The organism is Streptomyces sp. YIM 130001, from assembly GCF_003574445.1.
In the GTDB taxonomy this organism is placed as follows: Bacteria; Actinomycetota; Actinomycetes; order Streptomycetales; family Streptomycetaceae; genus Streptomyces.
In genome coordinates this window covers 1-16,229 of the sequence record NZ_KZ984570.1, presented here as the reverse complement: position 1 = coordinate 16,229, position 16,229 = coordinate 1, and the positions used below count along the sequence as shown (strand labels likewise).

The window sequence follows — 16,229 nt, the reverse complement described above, 5'->3', positions numbered from 1 at the left end:
CTTCCGCGGCGTGCTTCCAGGATCGCACCAGGTGCGCCGGGAAGGGGAGGCCTGCGGAGTGGTCGACCGGCGGCGCGGGGGTGTCAGGCCATTTCGCGCATACGGTTGATCTCGCTGGTCTGCTGGGCGATCACGTCGGTGGCCATCTCCTCGAGGCGGACGTTGTTGCCGTCCGAGAGCGCCTCCGTGGCCATCGTGACCGCGCCCCGGTGATGCGTGATCATCAGCTTCAGGAACAGTTCGTCGAAGGCCGCACCGTCGGCCGCCCGCAACGCGGCCAGCTGGGCGTCACTGGCCATGCCCGGCATGGTGGCGTGATCGTGCCCCGACCCGCCATGCGCGCCGCCTCCCTCGGCCGGGTGGTCCTTGCCGTGCTCCGTGAGCCATCCCTCCATCGCGCCCACCTCGGGGCGCTGCGCCGCCTCGATGCGGTCGGCCAGCCGCTTCACCTTCGACGCCTTCGCCCGGTCGCCCGCGAGCTTCGTCATGGTGAGCGCCTGTTTGTGGTGCACGATCATCATCTGCGCGTACGTCACGTCCGCGGAGTTGGGCGCATCGTCACCGCGCCGCTTCTCGGCCTCCCGGGGACCGATCGTCTCGGCCTTCTCGCCCGGTTTGCCCGGCGCGATCACCGAAGGCCCCTCGTCAGCCGCCGAGTTGTCGTCCGAGCCGGAGTCGCAGGCCCCGAGCGAGAAGGTGACGGCGGCCGCGGCCGCCGCGGCCAGGACTCGCGCGGATCCGATGCGCTTGAGCACAACTGCCTCCCGGGGCACAGAGCTTGGTTCGGCGTCCGACAACGGTCGTGCAGCCGCAGGGGCATGACGGCACGCCAGTGATTGTCGATGATCGAAAACTTTCATTACAAGGCTGTTGCCGTCTATTGATATGTGCATGGCGGCACCGATACTGCGAGTGTCCGTGCTCGTTCAACTCCGCACGGCTACGAGGGAGGACGCAGTGACCCTGTTGAACACACCCCGGCTGCGGCGCAGACGCATCGTCGGTGCGGCAGCCGCCGTAGGCCTGGTCGCCACCTTGCTGACCACCGGGCCCGCGGCCGCGACGCCCGACCCCGGCGACGCGCCCACCCGCTCGGAGGTGTCCCGGAGCACCAGCGCCGACACCAAGGCCGCGATCAAGCGCGGCGACATCCCCGAGCCCGACGAAGTCGTCCACTCCGACAACATCGAGCACCTCGCGAACATCCCCAAGGACACGCTCGCCGACACCAATTCGGACCTGGCCTTCCAGGGCAAGTACGCCTTCGCGGGCAACTACGACGGCTTCCGGATCTTCGACATCAGCAACCCGAAGTCCCCGAAGACCGTCTCCCAGGTGCTGTGCCCGGGCTCCCAGAACGACATATCCGTCTCCGGGGACCTGCTCTTCCTGTCGACCGACTCCTCACGCAGCGACGACTCCTGCGCCAGCTCCACCCAGCCGGCCACCGAGAAGTCCTCCTGGGAGGGCATGAAGGTCTTCGACATCAGCGACAAGCGCAACCCCAAGTACGTCTCCGCCGTGGAGACGGCGTGCGGCTCGCACACCCACACCCTGGTCCCCGAGCGCCGGAACGTGTACGTCTACGTGTCGTCGTACTCGCCGAGTGCCGAGTTCCCGGACTGCCAGCCGCCGCACGACGGCATCTCGGTCATCAAGGTCCCCCGCAAGGCGCCCGAGCGGGCTGCCGTGGTGAAGTTCCCGGTCCTCTTCCCCGGTGACGGTCCGGACGGCGGAGGCAACCCCGGCGAGCCCACCAACCCCGGCGTCTCCAAGACCACCGGCTGCCACGACCTGACGGTGCTGCCCTCCAAGGACGTCGCGGCGGGTGCCTGCATGGGTGACGGCATCCTCTTCGACATCAAGAACCCGGAACGGCCCAAGGTCATCGACAGGGTCCAGGACAACGTCAACTTCGCGTTCTGGCACTCGGCGACCTTCAACCAGCGCGCCGACAAGGTCGTCTTCACCGACGAGCTCGGCGGCGGCGGAGCGGCCACCTGCAACGAGGAGACGGGCCCGGAGCGCGGCGCCGACGGCATCTACGACATCAAGGGCAAGGGCGACAAGCGCAAGCTCGTCTTCAAGAGCTACTTCAAGATCGACCGGCACCAGGCGGACACCGAGAACTGCGTGGCGCACAACGGCTCACTCATCCCGGTCAAGGGCAAGGACCTGATGGTCCAGGCCTGGTACCAAGGTGGCGTCTCCGTCTGGGACTTCACCAACTCCTCGAAGCCCGAGGAGATCGCGTACTTCGAGCGCGGCCCCCTCAGCACGGACAGCCTCACCACGGGCGGATCGTGGTCGGCGTACTACTACAACGGCTACATCTACTCGAACGACATGGCCAAGGGCTTCGATGTACTGAAGCTCAACGACCGCAGAACGGACCCGGCCAAGCGGGTCCGGCTCGATGAGCTCAACGTCCAGACGCAGCCGGACTACTTCGCCCGCTCGCGCGGCTGAGCCGGCAACTCCGGTACCTGCGACAGGAGTTCAGCGCGCGATCCGCCGGGCGGAAGTCCGGCCGGCGGATCGCCGAGCTCCCAGTCGAGACCGAAGCGCCGGAAGAGCTCGGCGCGCAACGACTGCGGCGGCATCGGCGCCCCCGGTAGCAGTACGGCGACCACTGCGCCCATCAACAGCGCCCGCAGCAGCGGGTATTCGCGGTCGACGTCGGTCGAGCCGTGCCGCTCGACGGTGTCCCGCAGCAGCTCCGCGAGCCGCTGCTGCTCCTGGCACTGCACAAAGCCCTCAGCCTGCAGGATCCCTGCCATGTGCTGGCGCATGAGGACCGGCCGGTCCACCGCGAGGCCGAGGATCGCGTCGATGGCCCGAGCCATCCGCTCCGCCCCGTCCTCGGTCTTCGGGTCGCGCTCCAGGCCCGCTTCGAGCGTGAGATGCATCAGCCGGTGCACCGCGGCCTGCAGCAGCTGGCGCTTGCCGGGGAAGTAGTACGAGATCAGACCGCGGGCCGCGCCCGCACGGTCGGCGATGTCACCGAGCGTCGTCGCTTCGTAACCGCGCTCGCTCACCAGCTCGACTGTGGCGTTCAGAAGCCGCTCGCGCGAACGCCTGCGCAATTCCTCATTGACCGAAGCGCTTCGCGGGGACATCCTGTACTCCTGCGTTGACTGGCTCTGGGCCAGTATACTCAGCGCGTCCCGCGCGGTTCCGGCCGTATCGCGGGTTCAGCGTCCGCATTTGGGCGACGCGGGGGATCGTCCAAATGCGGGCGTACCGCATGTCCAGTGGCGTTTTCGTCCACGCCTCCGGGCCGGATGACGTGCGGACATGTGTCAGGGGCGGCACTCTTCGGGTGCCGCCCCTGAATGTTTCCGCCGCGCTCAGCTCTGCGGACGCGAGCCGTGGTTCGCGTTGTTCTTGCGGCGGGCCTTCTTCTTGCGGCGTCGCTTCGACGACATCGAATCCTCCGTGTTCCTTGTGGTGCGTCCCTGAATGTCAGTACAGGCAATCATGCCGCTCGTACCCAGCACGATGGTGGGCAATGCATCGATTTTCCGCCACCGACGGATCGCCCGCTCCCGGTCACTGTGCGTCGCCGTCGCCGTCACCGGCGGAGGCGGCCCCGTCGACGAGGCCGAGCACGGGGCGCAGTCCGTCGGGACGCTCTGAGACCGGCAGGTGATCCACGAAGTGGACGGCACAGCCGCTGTCGGCCGCACCACCGTCGGCGAGCCGGTCGTCGCCCACCATGAGAGTGTCCTCGGGCGCGGTGCCGAGGCCTTCGCAGCCGAGCTCGAACAGCCGCGGATCCGGCTTCTGGATGCCGTGCTCGTAGGACAGGACGTAGGCGTCCACGTACGCGTCGAGGCCGTGCCCGCGGAAGACCGGGCGCAGGTCCCAGCCGATATTGCTCACCACACCCACGCGGACGCCCCGGTCGTGCAGGCCGGCGAGTGTCTCGCGGGTGTCGGGATAGGGGTGCCAGGCGGCCGGCGTCATATGGCGTTCGTAGAGCGCCTCGGCCAGATCGTCGGCGGGTAGCCGCACCTGGCGTGCGAGCGCGAGGTAGGCGGCCCGGTGAAGCGCGGCGCTCTCGTCCCGCGTGGCCCAGACGTCGGCGACCGACTCGGGGACGACGGGGGAGTGGGTCGAGCCGGGAAGTGCGCCCACGGCCTCGAGGCCCGCGGCACAGCGGTCGAACTCCGCCTCGTCCGAGGCGATGTCGGCCTGCTCCAGAGCTGCCCGCAGCCACGAGCGGTCGACTCGATGCGCAGGAGAGTCCCGGAGAAGTCGAAGAGCACGCCCTTGATCGCCATGCGGTGATCCTGGGCCGATCGGCCGGGCGCGGTCAAGCCGGCCGGGGCTTGCCGCAGGTCTCCCGCACACGCCCGTGGACGAGTACGGCGACGAGGACGGCCAGGGCGCCGAGCAGCCAGCCGCCCATGACGTCGGTCGGCCAGTGAACACCCAGCCACACCCGCGTCCAGCCCACTCCGAGCGCCGAGACGGCCGCACCGGCGACCGCGGCCCACCAGACGGGCCCGCGGACCTCGTACAGCCGCAGAGCCCACAGGCACAGGCCCAGCGTCACGACCACCGTCATCGCGTGCCCCGACGGGAACGCCTGGTACTGCGCGCTGTCCACCGGATCCGTCCACTGCGGGCGGTCACGGTTCACGGCGGCCTTGAGGATCTGCTGCAGCACCGTGCCGAGCACACACGTCACCGCGAAGCACAGGGCCGGTAGCCGCCGTCCGCCCGTCCACAGCCGGATGACGGCCGCGGCGGCCAGCAGGCGCATGGTCCACGGGTCCCACACCCAGTCGCTGAGCACCCGGTGCGTGTGGGTGAGCGTCGGATGGTCCAGCGCCCAGCGATGGGTCGTACCCGCCAACTCCTGGTCGAACGAGGCCAGTGGCGCCCAGCCGGCCGTGACCAGCACGAGCAGGAGGGCTGCCGCGCCGCCGGTGGCCGCGGCGCAGACCGGCAGCGGCGGCGGCCGACGGGGGAGAGGTGGTGCTGAAGCCATCGTGCGATCTTCGCGTACGAGGTGCCCGGGGGCTATCCCAGCGCGCGGAGTCCGGGGATGAACGTCACGAGCAGCGGGACGAGCGGCACCAGGGCCGAGACGGCGGTCAGCCGCAGTTTGCGGCCCGCGGTGAGTCGGGGCAGCGGTGAGAGGAGTCGGTTCACCCGCGCCGGAACCTCCGCCTGCGGCACGGCGCACGGCCCGAACACGCCGCGGTGTTCGTTGAGTTCGACCAGCGCGAGCGCGATGGTCAGGCGCCCGAACCGGCGTGAGGCGACGTCGTCCGCGGCCAACTCGACAAGGCGGTGCATCTCGTCGCGGAACGCCGCGAAGACCGGCACCTGAGGAAACCCGGCCGCGAGGGCACCCGAGCAGTGCAGCAACCAGTCGTGCCGCGCCTGCGCATGCCCCTGCTCGTGCGCCAGTACCGCATCGAGCTGACGGCCTTTCAGGCGACGCAACGCGGTGGTGGTGATGACGAGTTGGGGAGCGGCCCCGGGCAGCCACCAGGCGTCGGGCCGCTCGCCCTCGAGGACGACGAGCCGGTCCCCACCGGGCTCCTCGCCGGGCAACAAGGGGGAGCGGACGACGAGTTCGGCGCGCCGCTGCCGCCGCCGCGCACGCGCGCGGACGATCTCGCGGGTCAGCATCGCCGCGGTCCACACGCCGCCGAGCGCGAGGGTGACCGCGGTCGCCGCGGCCCAAGGGCCCGCGGCTTGTAGGGCGTAAGCCTCCATGACGCCGTGCGGTGCGCCCGCGAAGACCTGACCTCGGACCGCCTGCCAGGCGGCGGAAGCGCTGAGTGTCATCGACAGGGCGCAGCACAGGATCACGGCAGCCACCAGGCACTGCCAGGCCCACAGCGCCACCACCGGCTCCCGGTCCGGCCATTCGGCCCTGGCGAGCAGACGCGGTCCCAGCACGGCGGTCAGTGCGCCGAGCATCAGCAGGGCGACGGAGACCATCATGGGTCCAGCCTATGAGACCCGCGCCACTCGGCGATATGGACGGCCCGGCCAAGTGACGGACGCCACGACGCGGAGCATCGGTGCCGCTACCACCCGAAGTCGGTACGGCCACCCGCTCCGACCGGCCGCGACGCGGCCGCGGAAACTGCTCCGTGCGGCCGGGAATCCATGATCCGGCCCCGTATGTCTCACATGATGAGCAACATCGCGAGCATGCCGATCCCCATCGAGAGCCGGCAGGCCATCGCGAGCTCCGGCCGGTCTCCCCAGCCCGAACCCCCCGGCCCGCCCGCGCCCACGGCGGGAACAGGTACCAGGCGGAAGCCCGCGACCAGCACGTACCCGCCGTAGTACACGAGCAGCAAGGCGGTCAGCACGGGGGCGCCCCCACCGGAGTGGCCACCGTGTGCGGCGTGCGCCGAGGCGGGCGCGGCCATCACGACCGCCATGTACACCATCGCCAGCGCCCCGACCAGGTGGTGCAGGTGATGAGCCGAGGAGCGCGCCGACCACAGGGAGCGGACCGCGGTCGCACCGAACACCACCGCGACCGTCCCCCACACCCACCGGGGAGGGCCGAACACCGCGGCCGGCACGGCCATCAGCGCCATCCCGAAGCCCATCAAGGCCTCCGAGCCCGCCGCCGCGCGCTGCTCGTCGACCGTGCTGCGCATCCGCAGCAGACAGTAGGCACCGGTGGCCGCACACAACGCTACGAGCAGCCACCCCGCCGCAGCAGGACCGTGCACCAAGTACCTCCCCCGGACGACACCGTCCAGGAGGTGATGCCCACGTCGACCGCGGCACACGCGGCGCAAGGAGGTACGCAGGGGAGCGCGAGGGGGCGGACACAGCCCCGCGACAAGGAGCGGCCCGGATGCCTCAACGCAGGTGTACGGGAAGCGAATCCACGCCGTAGACGATCGACAGCTTGCGGAAGTCGAGCTCCTCGGGGGCCACGGCCGCCCGCAGATCGGGGAAGCGCCGTACCAGCGCCGGGTAGGCCGCCCGAAGCTCCATGCGGGCCAGCTCCGCACCGATGCAGCGGTGGATGCCGTAGCCGAACGCGAGATGGCCGGACGCCTTGCGGTGCGGATCGAACGTGCCCGGGTCGCCGGTGAAGGACGCGTCGCGGTCGGCGCCGCTCAGCGAGCAGATGACCATGTCGCCCTTGGGTATCAGGGCGCCCGCCACCTCGATGTCCGCACGCGCGAAACGCGGGAACGCCATCTGGACGACGGTGAGATACCGCAGCGCCTCCTCGACGAACGGAGCCGCCGCAGCGTCGTCCGTACGCAGCCGGTCCGCCGTCTCCGGGTTCTGCAGCAGGACCAGGGAGCCGAGCGCGAGCATGCTCGCTGTGGTCTCGAATCCGCCGGTCAGTACACCGTCGGCCAGACCCGCGAGCTCCTCGTCGCCCACACTGTCGCCATGCTCCTTGACGATCATGCCGAGCAGGCCGTCGCCGGGTGACTCGCGCTCCTTCTTCACCACATCGCGGAAGTACGACAGCGAGGCCGATATCGCGCCCAACGGAGCGGTGGCACCGGCGAACAGGTCGAAGCGCTCCATGGCCAGCTGCTGAAAGTCGTGCCGGTCCTCGTAAGGAACCCCGAGCAGCTCGCAGATGGTCAACGAAGGGATCGGCAGCGCGAACGACTGCACCAGATCGACGGGACCGGTGCTCCGTTCCATGGCGGACAGCTGCTGCTCGACGATGTCGTCGATACGCGGAGTGAGCCGACGCAGACGCCGCATCGTGAACTCGGGAGTCAGGATGCGCCGCAGCCGCGTGTGTACGGGTGGGTCACTGAAGCCCAGCCCGCCCGGGTGCTGTTCCTCGACCACGCCCGCGTTGCCCGCCAGGTTCGTGAAGTCGTTACTGAAGCCGTCCGCCGAACCGAGGACCGCCTTGACCTCCTCGTACCCGGTCACCACCCAGGCGTCCATCCCGAACGGCAGAGGTACGCGACGCACCGGTGACTCCGCACGGAGCTCGCCGAGTTGGGACACCGGGTCCAGACCCTCCCGCTTCAGAGGCATCAGCAGGGTGTCGGGCAGCAGTGCCATGGTCGACGAACCGAGGCCGTGCTTCTGGATCCGCGCGAGATAGGTGCGCCCGAGCCGCGCGGCGATGCGGGAACGCAGACTGGCCCTCAATGTGTGCTCCAGGGGACGTTTCGTGAGGCCGGGCACCGGGCGGACACGCGGCGCGCACTTGTGGAGCGGTCAGCATAAGTGGCCCCGGCCCGCAGTGGTGGTGATGGGCAGGACAGAACGGACCTTTCAGGGTTTTCTCAGAGAGTGTCCCTCGTCTCATGGCGCGCCCCGACTGGGGGCCACGCCACGGGGCACCCTCGGTCACGGGCGGTATCGCAAAGGGTGGTCGGCCGGCACCTCGACGACGGCGATGCGCACTCCGTCGGGATCGGCGATCCACATCTCGATCAGGCCCCAGGGCTCCTGGCGCGGCTCCCGCAGGATCTCGACGCCGTGCGAACGCAGTTCCCGGTGAGCGGCTGCCGCGTCGGACACCTGGAGCCAGAGTCGGAGCCCGGGAGCGGGCGGCGTCTCGGACCGGCCCGACACCTCCAGATATCCGCCGCCCAGGAAATACACGGTGCCGCGCTCGGGCCCCGTGCCGAACTCCCGGTAGACGGCGAGCCCCAGCGCCTCCCCGTAGAAAGCACGGCTCCGCTCCGGGTCGGTGGGACGCAGAAGAGTACGACTGCTCAGTACGTGAACCATGCGGGCAAGGCTAGGTCCCGTCCGGGAACTGCCGTCCTGGCACCGCTCTCGCACGGCAGTTACGCTCGGGACCGGCGCGCCAGGCCCGGCACACCCACCGCTGCTCGCGCACCGCCCCCGCAGCAGCGAGCGAAAGGCGCACGGCCATGGACACCGCCCCCCGCACCGGCGAGCAGGCACTGACGTTCCGGGACGCCGGCGAGGCCGATGCCGCGGACGTCGCCGAGCTCGTCGACTCCGCCTACCGCGGTGATGCGAGCCGGGCAGGCTGGACCACGGAGGCCGATCTGCTCGGGGGGCAGCGGACCGACCGCGACGCAGTGCTCGAGGTGATCAACTCGCCCGGCAGCAGACTCGTCGTGGTCGAGCGGAACGGCGAACTGATCGCCTGCTTCCAGCTGGAACACCGAGACAGCCGCGCCTACTTCGGGATGTTCGCGGTCCGTCCCACGCTGCAGGGCGGCGGGCTCGGCCGGACGATCATCGCCGAGGCGGAGCGCACGGCACGCGAGTCCTGGGACGTGCGGACCGTGGAGATGACCGTGATCTCGGCACGGGAGGACCTGATCGCCTGGTACGAGCGCCGTGGCTATCGCCGTACGGGCACGACGAGCCCCTTCCCGTACGGCGACGAGCGCTTCGGCGTTCCGCAGCGCGCGGACCTCGAATTCGAGCTCCTGGTCAAGGACTTGACCGCATGACGGGCGCTCCCCGGCTGCCCGAGCCCAGACCGTCCAGGAACCCCGTCAGGCCGTGAAGCGGCCGGTGCGTTTGATCTCGGGATAGTCCGTGGTGGCGCCGTCGAGCCCGAGCGCACGGACCAGACGCAGCTGGTCCTGCGTGTTGACCACCCAGCCGAAGGTCCGCAGATCGGCCTTGCGGGCGAGTTCGGCGGTCTCGAGGGTCAGCCGCCGGATGTTGAGGACCAGCGTGCCGGCGCCGACAGCCGTGGCACGTTCCACCACCTCGGGGCCGTAACGGCTGGCCACCAGAGCTGTCCGCACCCCCGGAACCAGGCGCGTGATCTCGGCCAGCGCCTCGTCGTGGAACGAGATCACCTCGACGCGCGGAGCCAGGCCCCGTGCGTTCATGACGTCGGCGAGCGCGCGGGCGGCCGCGACATCCTTGATCTCCGCCTGCAGCGGCGCCTGCACGGCGTCCAGGACCTCCTCGAAGACCGGAATGCGTTCACCGCCGCCCGCGTCCAGCTCGCGCAGTTCGGAGAGGGTCTTCTCGGTGATCGCGCCCTTGCCGTCAGTGGTGCGGTCGATCTGTGCGTCGTGCATGACGACCAGGGCGCCGTCCTTGCTCAGATGCAGATCCAGTTCGATGAGATCGAGGCCGGCCTGTTCGGCGCGTACGAAGGAACGGAGAGTGTTCTCCGGTTCCACGCCCATGACCCCGCGATGACCGATGAAGAGGAAGTTCAAGGTTCACTCGCTTCCGTCGGCGGCGACTCTCCGAGCAGCACGTCCCTGTGCGGCCCGGACAAGGCCGCAGCCTAACGGCCCGTTCTGGCAAAGGGACCGGATCGCACGCCAGAAACGGCAGGCATCGTGTGCGCGGCGCGGCACCTGCCGTCGTCCTGCCTCGGGCGCAGCCCGGTGGACGCGCGCCGCCCGGCTCACCCGTGGGTGGGCGATTCCGCAGGCCGTTGACCCGCTGTCGCCGCGGCCGGTCGCCCACTGCCGGGACGTGCTCCGCCCGTAGCGGCACATACCTGTAGAAACGGCAGACCGCAGGAAAATATCCGGTGAAAGAGGGGGTGGCGCAGGAGGATCTTCCGAGGGTGCCCTTGTGGAGCGAACCTCCCGCACATACGGTGAGAGCTACGCGAGGTTCTCCCGTGGAGGAAGAGACATGACGGAAATTCTTGTGCCGGCCACCGTGCGAGAGGATGTTCCTCCCGCCGAGCGGGTTGTGGACGATCCGGCCTGGCCCCAGCTCAAGGATGCCGTGGAGGAGATCCGGCCCTGGCAGTCCCCGGACGGTTCCATCGACTTCGACGCCGAGGGCGCTCCGAGCCGCCCCGTCGCCGAACACGCCGTGGACCGGGTCATCGTCGCGGTGGAGCAACTCACGCCTCTGCTGCCGCACGACGCCGAGTACCACAGCGCCCTCGTCGGCGACCTCAGGCGCTGGGTGGACGACGGATTCCGGGTCCCGGACTTCCTCGACTCCCTGCTGGCCTTCCAGCCGGCCGCCCACCGCGCCGACGGCCTGCAGCACCTCGTCGTCTTCCCCATGTACACCCAGAACGGCAACCCCGACCGCAATCTCGAAGCGGTCGTCCTGCGCATGGTGTGGCCCGACTGGCTGGCCGAACTCGAGCGCACCCGCTACGACAACCCGCTGTTCTGCGGCATCACCTTCGAGGACTTCACCTCCGGCTACGACACCAACTCGGCGGTGCTCTTCCCCGAGACGATCGCCGTCCGCGAAGCCCCGGAACGCTTCAGCTGGGGCGCCATCTTCTGCGACCGCGAGGCCGCACGCTTCCGCCGGGTCACCGAATCCGCCGTCGACATCCTCGGGCTCGAACTGCCCGACGACGTCCGCGAGATGATCGCCGACCAGGACCGCTGCCAGCAGGCCTTCGTCCTGTGGGACATGATCCACGACCGCACCCACAGTCACGGCGACCTGCCCTTCGACCCCTTCATGATCAAACAGCGTCAGCCGTTCTGGATGTACGGCCTCGAGGAACTCCGCTGCGACCTGACCGCCTTCAAGGAGGCCGTCACCCTGCAGGCCGACGGCGTACCCCAGGGCCGCGACGTCCAGTACGCCGTGCTCTTCGACCGCATGTTCCGCTTCCCGGTCTCCGGCGAGCGGGTGCGCAACTACGACGGACTCGGCGGCCAGCTCCTCTTCGCCTACCTGCACCAGCACGACGTGGTGCGCTGGACCGACAACAAGCTCCACATCGACTGGGACCGCGCCCCGGAGGTCACCAACCAGCTCTGCGGCGAGATCGAGGATCTCTACCGGGCGGGCATCGACCGCCCCAAGCTCGTCCACTGGTTCGCCGCGTACGACCTGGTCTCGCGCTACCTCTCCCCGCACCCCGGATCCCGCTGGGCCAAGGGCCCCGACGCCCTCGACGTCTCGCTGCCGCCCCGCAAACTGGTCGACGAGGTGCTTCCGGACGAGTTTCCGCTCAGCATGTTCTATGAGGCACTCCGTAAGAAGCTCAAGGGCGTGATCGCCTCGACCCAGGGGATCACGGCCGACAGCGGAGCAGGGGCCGGAGCGGCGAGCGCCGCCCGAGTGGAGCCGACGGTGGCGTCGGGGGCCGCGTGAGCGACAGCGGCCCGGAGGTGAGGACCATGAACGGCAACGAGAACGGTGTACTGGGCGGCGCGGTCGTAGCGGTGGCGGGAGCGGCGGGCCCGGCGGGCCGCGCCACCCTGCTCAGGCTCGCCGAGGCAGGGGCGACCGTCGTCGCCTCCGACGCGGACCCGGCGCGTCTCGCGGAAGCGGTGGACGCGGCACGGTACGCCCATGGTGGGGCGACCGTGACCGGTGACACCGTTGATCTGCTCGATCCCGCGGCGGCCCGCGAGTGGGCGGTCCGTACCGAGAAGGAGTTCGGCCGGATCGACGGCCTGGTGCATCTTGTGGGCGGTTGGCGGGGCAGTGCCTCGTTCATGGAGACCGACCTCGCGGACTGGGACTTCCTGGAGAAGCTCCTGATCCGAACCGTGCAGAACACCTCCCTCGCCTTCCACGACGGACTGCTGCGCAGCCCGATCGGCCGCTATCTGCTGATCAGCGCCGCGGGCGCCGGCAAACCCACCAGGGGCAATGCCGCCTATGCGGCGTCCAAGTCGGCGGCCGAGGCATGGACGCTCGCGCTCGGCGACGACTTCCGCAAGGCCGGGGGCGAGCAGGGGCCGTCGGCGGCGGCTGTCATCCTGGTGGTCAAGGCGTTGGTGCACGACGCGATGCGCGCGGAGCGGCCCAACGCGAAGTTCGCGGGCTTCACCGACGTCACGGAGCTGGCCGAGGCCATCACCGGCGTCTGGGAGCGGCCCGCCGGGGAAGTGAACGGAACCCGTCTGTGGCTGACCGAGAAGCCGTGAACCCTGCCAGGACCGACGCACGGCGACTCCACGACCCCGACCTACGCGGCTTCGCGAGCGACAACTACGCGGGAGCACATCCCGAGGTACTCGCGGCCCTGGCCCTCGCCAACGGCGGCCATCAGATCGCCTACGGCGGGGACACGTACACCGAGGGGCTGCAGCAGACGATCCGCAGCCACTTCGGTGGGACGGCGGAGGCCTTCCCGGTGTTCAACGGCACCGGGGCCAACGTCACGGCGCTGCAGGCGCTCACGGACCGCTGGGGTGCGGTGATCTGCGCGGATTCCGCTCACATCCACGTGGACGAGGGCGGCGCCCCGGAGCGGATGGCGGGCCTCAAGCTGCTCACTGTGCCCACTGCGCACGGCAAGCTCACTCCCGAGCTGATCGACCGCGAGGCGTTCGGCTGGGACGACGAGCACCGGGCGATGCCGCAGGTCGTGTCGATCACGCAGAACACCGAACTCGGCACGGTCTACACCCCCGACGAGATCCGTGCGATCTGCGACCACGCGCACGGGCTCGGCATGAAGGTGCATCTCGACGGAGCCCGGATAGCCAACGCGGCGGCCTCGCTCGATGTCCCGATGCGTGCGTTCACCAACCGGGTGGGCGTCGACATCCTGTCGTTCGGCGGCACCAAGAACGGCATGCTGTACGGCGAGGCAGTGGTCGTCCTCAACCCGGACGCGGTCAGTCATCTCAAGCATCTGCGCAAGATGTCCATGCAGCTGGCCTCGAAGATGCGCTTCGTCTCGGTGCAGTTGGAGGCGCTCCTGGCCAAGGACCTCTGGTTGCGCAACGCCCGCCACGCGAACGAGATGGCACAGCGTCTCGCCGACGGCGTCAGGTCGGTGCCGGGTGTGGAGATTCTCCACCCGGTCGAAGCGAACGCGGTCTTCGCGCGGCTGCCGCACGCGGTGAGCGAGCGACTGCAGCAGCGCTATCGCTTCTACTTCTGGGACGAGGCCGCCGGCGACGTGCGGTGGATGTGCGCCTTCGACACCACCCAGGACGACGTGGACGGTTTCCTGGCGGCGCTCAAGGAGGAGATGGCGCGCCAGTAGGCGCACCTCGCCGACAGTCGGCGCACGGCCCCGCATCCCGACCGGGATGCGGGGCCGATGGCGTTTCGGAACCGTCGCTCAGCCGGCCTCGCGGACCTGGGCGGGCAGCGGTGCGGTGCCGCCGAGGTGTGCCGGGATCCACCAGGTGTCGTCCGGGCCCTTGGGCCGTACCGGGTAGGCGCGCTGTGCGGTCTCCAGGAGGTCCTGCATCCGCTCCCTGACCTTGCGGGTGAGGGCGCCCGCGTACTGGTCGCGGGAGGCCTCGATGGCCTCGCCCACCCGGATCGTGACCGGGATGTGGCTGCGCTTGAGATTGCGCGGGTGCCCCTTCGTCCACAGCCGCTGCGTTCCCCACAGGGCCACCGGGATCAGCGGGACCCCGGCTTCCTGGGCCATACGCACCGCGCCGGACTTGAAGCTCTTCAGCGTGAACGACTCCGAGATCGTCGCCTCGGGGAAGACGCCGATGATTTCACCGGAGCGCAGCGAGTCGAGCGCGTGGGAGTACGCGGCCTCGCCGCGCTTGCGGTCGACGGGGATGTGCTTCATGCCGCGCATCAGCGGGCCGGAGACCTTGTTGCGAAAAACCGATTCCTTGGCCATGAAGCGGACGAGTCGCTTCTGCGGCCGCGCCGCGAGCCCCGCGAAGATGAAGTCCATGTAGCCGATGTGGTTGCTGACCAGAACGGCCCCGCCCGAACGCGGAATGTGTTCCGCGCCCTTGCAGTCGATCTTCAGGTCCAGCGCCTTGAACAGCGTGCGCGCTGCACCGATGACCGGACGGTAGACGAGTTCTGCCATGGGCGGGTTGGACCCTCCTGTGCGCCGGGTTGGGGGTTCCCCCGGCGGAAAGTTACGGGCCCGTAGGTTACGGGCTTGTGGCAGATCGTGCCCGAATCCGGCCGTCGTAGCCACCCCCCGGGGCTCTGAGCGGCGAGATTCTCGTCACGTGATCCTGGATGAGGGCCTGCTGCTCCGGTGCCGGGGCGGCCTGCTCTGACCGGCGGGAATGCCGGGCGGGCTCCTGCTGCTGCACTGGAGCGGGAGGTGCTGCGTGGTCGCGCGCATCGGGTCGGACACGGGAGTCGAAGGTATGAGTGACGTCGAACGAGGGCTCGGCGGTGCGGAGTTGGGTGCCGAGCTCGGCGAGGTGGCGACACTGGTCCAGTTCTCCAGCGCCTTCTGTCAGCCGTGCCGGGCGACGCGCCGGATTTTGGCCGACGTCGCGGCGGTGGTGCCCGGAGTCACGCACATCGAGATCGATGCCGAGGAGCGTCTCGCACTGGTACGCGCACTCGCCGTGGAGCGCACTCCCACGGTCCTCGTCCTCGACCAGGAGGGCCGGATCGTCCGACGGGCGGAGGGGCAGCCGCGGAAGAACGAGGTGATCGCCGCGCTGGGGGCGGCGCTGTGACAGGGCGAGTCCGGTGGTGAGTAAACCTCCTGGCCGGGACCGGTCTCCTGACCGTGAGCCATCTCCCATCGACACAGGCGCACTTGACCGAAGCAGTTCCCCCTAGTCAGCCTTGGTCCATGCCGTCCGAACTCCTTCTGTTCGCGCGGGTCCACCTGGATCTCGCGCGAAACGCGAGTGCGCGCTGTCCGGGTCCTTGAGCAACCACGGACCTCGCACACCACGGCAGAAGGACAATTCCATGACGGTCACCCCCGAGGCTGACACCGCCCGGCTCGCCGCTCCCCAGCTCCTGCGTTCCGTCTTCCGGCAGCATGCCGCCGGCGTCGCGGTGATCACCGCGGCAGGCCCGAATCCCGTCGGATTCACCGCGACCTCGCTCACGTCGGCCGCCGCCGAGCCGCCCCTGATCTCCTTCGGGATCGGTACCGGTGCGTCCAGCTGGCCGGTGATATCCACCGCCGACCACATCGGCGTCCATGTGCTCGGAGAGCATCAGCGCGAACTCGCCACCATGTTCGCGCGCAGCGGCGCGGACCGCTTTGCCGCGCCCACCCGGTGGCACGAGGGGCCCGCGGGCGTTCCCGTACTGGAAGACGTGGTGGCCTGGCTGGTCTGCCGGATCGTGGCGCGCGTGCCGGCCGGTGACCATCGGCTCGTGGTCGCAGAGGTGGAAGAGGGGGACCCCTCCGGTGGCGGCCGCCCGCTGCTGTACCACGGCGGCCGTTTCCGGGAACTGCGCGACTGAGGCGCCGGTCCGGCCATCCCGTACCCGAGACATCGGACGGCGTTGGAAACGTCACAGGCCCAAGCGCTTGCTTGCCTGCAGGTAGCCGGATGTACTGGCGAGTAATATTCTGTGGAGGCGCGGAGCGCCGCGTACGGAACAGGGCCACTTCGGACGCCTATGCTGCCGGAGAGGCAGACCGACAAAGACGATGCAGT

The 16,229-nt window shown here is 69.6% G+C and carries 17 protein-coding genes and 1 pseudogene; 7 read left to right on the top strand and 11 right to left on the bottom strand.

The features are described from left to right. Positions 1 to 83: 83 nt before the first annotated feature. The gene (locus tag DSC45_RS31240) at positions 84 to 725 is read right to left on the bottom strand and encodes a DUF305 domain-containing protein (RefSeq protein WP_240434960.1); all 642 of its coding nucleotides are present in this window, start codon (positions 723 to 725) and stop codon (positions 84 to 86) included. A 232-nt stretch (positions 726 to 957) separates the two neighbouring features. Between DSC45_RS31240 and DSC45_RS31235 the strand changes: the two genes are divergently transcribed. After that, the gene (locus DSC45_RS31235) at positions 958 to 2,469 is read left to right on the top strand and encodes an LVIVD repeat-containing protein (RefSeq protein WP_119295369.1); all 1,512 of its coding nucleotides are present in this window, start codon (positions 958 to 960) and stop codon (positions 2,467 to 2,469) included. Here DSC45_RS31235 and DSC45_RS31230 read toward each other — a convergent pair. From DSC45_RS31230 to DSC45_RS31200, 8 genes and pseudogenes are all read right to left on the bottom strand, one after another. Then, positions 2,445 to 3,119 (bottom strand): TetR/AcrR family transcriptional regulator, encoded by a 675-nt coding sequence (locus tag DSC45_RS31230; RefSeq protein ID WP_119295368.1) that lies wholly within the window; start codon positions 3,117 to 3,119, stop codon positions 2,445 to 2,447. The genes DSC45_RS31235 and DSC45_RS31230 overlap by 25 nt on opposite strands. 231 nt (positions 3,120 to 3,350) lie before the next feature. After that, complete coding sequence (locus DSC45_RS35925) at positions 3,351 to 3,512, bottom strand: hypothetical protein (RefSeq protein WP_162929397.1); 162 nt, start codon at positions 3,510 to 3,512, stop codon at positions 3,351 to 3,353. Between the two features lie 40 nt (positions 3,513 to 3,552). After that, positions 3,553 to 4,286, bottom strand: a pseudogene (locus DSC45_RS31225) (HAD-IA family hydrolase). 32 nt (positions 4,287 to 4,318) lie between these two features. Further along, complete coding sequence (locus tag DSC45_RS31220; protein WP_119295367.1) at positions 4,319 to 4,999, bottom strand: phosphatase PAP2 family protein; 681 nt, start codon at positions 4,997 to 4,999, stop codon at positions 4,319 to 4,321. Between the two features lie 32 nt (positions 5,000 to 5,031). After that, positions 5,032 to 5,967, bottom strand: coding sequence for a M56 family metallopeptidase (locus tag DSC45_RS31215; protein WP_119295366.1), 936 nt, complete (start codon positions 5,965 to 5,967; stop codon positions 5,032 to 5,034). A 188-nt stretch (positions 5,968 to 6,155) separates the two neighbouring features. Then, the gene (locus DSC45_RS31210) at positions 6,156 to 6,716 is read right to left on the bottom strand and encodes a DUF5134 domain-containing protein (RefSeq protein WP_162929398.1); all 561 of its coding nucleotides are present in this window, start codon (positions 6,714 to 6,716) and stop codon (positions 6,156 to 6,158) included. Between the two features lie 133 nt (positions 6,717 to 6,849). Beyond that, on the bottom strand, positions 6,850 to 8,037 hold the full coding sequence (locus DSC45_RS31205) for a cytochrome P450 (RefSeq protein WP_119295455.1): 1,188 nt from the start codon (positions 8,035 to 8,037) through the stop codon (positions 6,850 to 6,852). A 291-nt stretch (positions 8,038 to 8,328) separates the two neighbouring features. After that, positions 8,329 to 8,715: a VOC family protein gene (locus tag DSC45_RS31200; RefSeq protein ID WP_119295364.1), complete on the bottom strand. Its 387-nt coding sequence runs from the start codon at positions 8,713 to 8,715 to the stop codon at positions 8,329 to 8,331. 146 nt (positions 8,716 to 8,861) lie between these two features. On the opposite strand from DSC45_RS31200, the gene DSC45_RS31195 reads away from it, so the two are divergent. Then, positions 8,862 to 9,416, top strand: a complete 555-nt coding sequence (locus DSC45_RS31195; protein ID WP_119295363.1) for a GNAT family N-acetyltransferase — start codon at positions 8,862 to 8,864, stop codon at positions 9,414 to 9,416. A gap of 45 nt (positions 9,417 to 9,461) precedes the next feature. On the opposite strand, the gene DSC45_RS31190 is transcribed toward DSC45_RS31195, so the two are convergent. Then, complete coding sequence (locus tag DSC45_RS31190; protein ID WP_119295362.1) at positions 9,462 to 10,145, bottom strand: glycerophosphodiester phosphodiesterase; 684 nt, start codon at positions 10,143 to 10,145, stop codon at positions 9,462 to 9,464. A 430-nt stretch (positions 10,146 to 10,575) separates the two neighbouring features. On the opposite strand from DSC45_RS31190, the gene DSC45_RS31185 reads away from it, so the two are divergent. Genes DSC45_RS31185 through DSC45_RS31175 form a run of 3 tightly spaced genes read left to right on the top strand, consistent with a single transcriptional unit; the run spans position 10,576 to position 13,870 of the window. Beyond that, positions 10,576 to 12,018 (top strand): DUF6421 family protein, encoded by a 1,443-nt coding sequence (locus DSC45_RS31185; RefSeq protein ID WP_119295361.1) that lies wholly within the window; start codon positions 10,576 to 10,578, stop codon positions 12,016 to 12,018. Positions 12,019 to 12,044: 26 nt separating this feature from the next. Further along, positions 12,045 to 12,800, top strand: coding sequence for an SDR family oxidoreductase (locus DSC45_RS31180; protein ID WP_119295360.1), 756 nt, complete (start codon positions 12,045 to 12,047; stop codon positions 12,798 to 12,800). Then, positions 12,797 to 13,870, top strand: a complete 1,074-nt coding sequence (locus DSC45_RS31175; RefSeq protein WP_119295359.1) for a threonine aldolase family protein — start codon at positions 12,797 to 12,799, stop codon at positions 13,868 to 13,870. The genes DSC45_RS31180 and DSC45_RS31175 overlap by 4 nt, the downstream gene beginning before the upstream one ends. A 78-nt stretch (positions 13,871 to 13,948) precedes the next feature. Here DSC45_RS31175 and DSC45_RS31170 read toward each other — a convergent pair whose 3' ends face one another. Beyond that, positions 13,949 to 14,671 (bottom strand): lysophospholipid acyltransferase family protein, encoded by a 723-nt coding sequence (locus DSC45_RS31170; protein ID WP_119295358.1) that lies wholly within the window; start codon positions 14,669 to 14,671, stop codon positions 13,949 to 13,951. A 292-nt stretch (positions 14,672 to 14,963) separates the two neighbouring features. Here DSC45_RS31170 and DSC45_RS31165 point away from each other — a divergent pair, with 292 nt between their 5' ends. Together DSC45_RS31165 and DSC45_RS31160 are read left to right on the top strand one after the other, a co-directional pair. Further along, positions 14,964 to 15,284: a TlpA family protein disulfide reductase gene (locus tag DSC45_RS31165; RefSeq protein ID WP_119295454.1), complete on the top strand. Its 321-nt coding sequence runs from the start codon at positions 14,964 to 14,966 to the stop codon at positions 15,282 to 15,284. 241 nt (positions 15,285 to 15,525) lie between these two features. After that, positions 15,526 to 16,032, top strand: coding sequence for a flavin reductase family protein (locus tag DSC45_RS31160; RefSeq protein WP_119295357.1), 507 nt, complete (start codon positions 15,526 to 15,528; stop codon positions 16,030 to 16,032). The last annotated feature ends 197 nt before the right edge of the window (positions 16,033 to 16,229 follow it).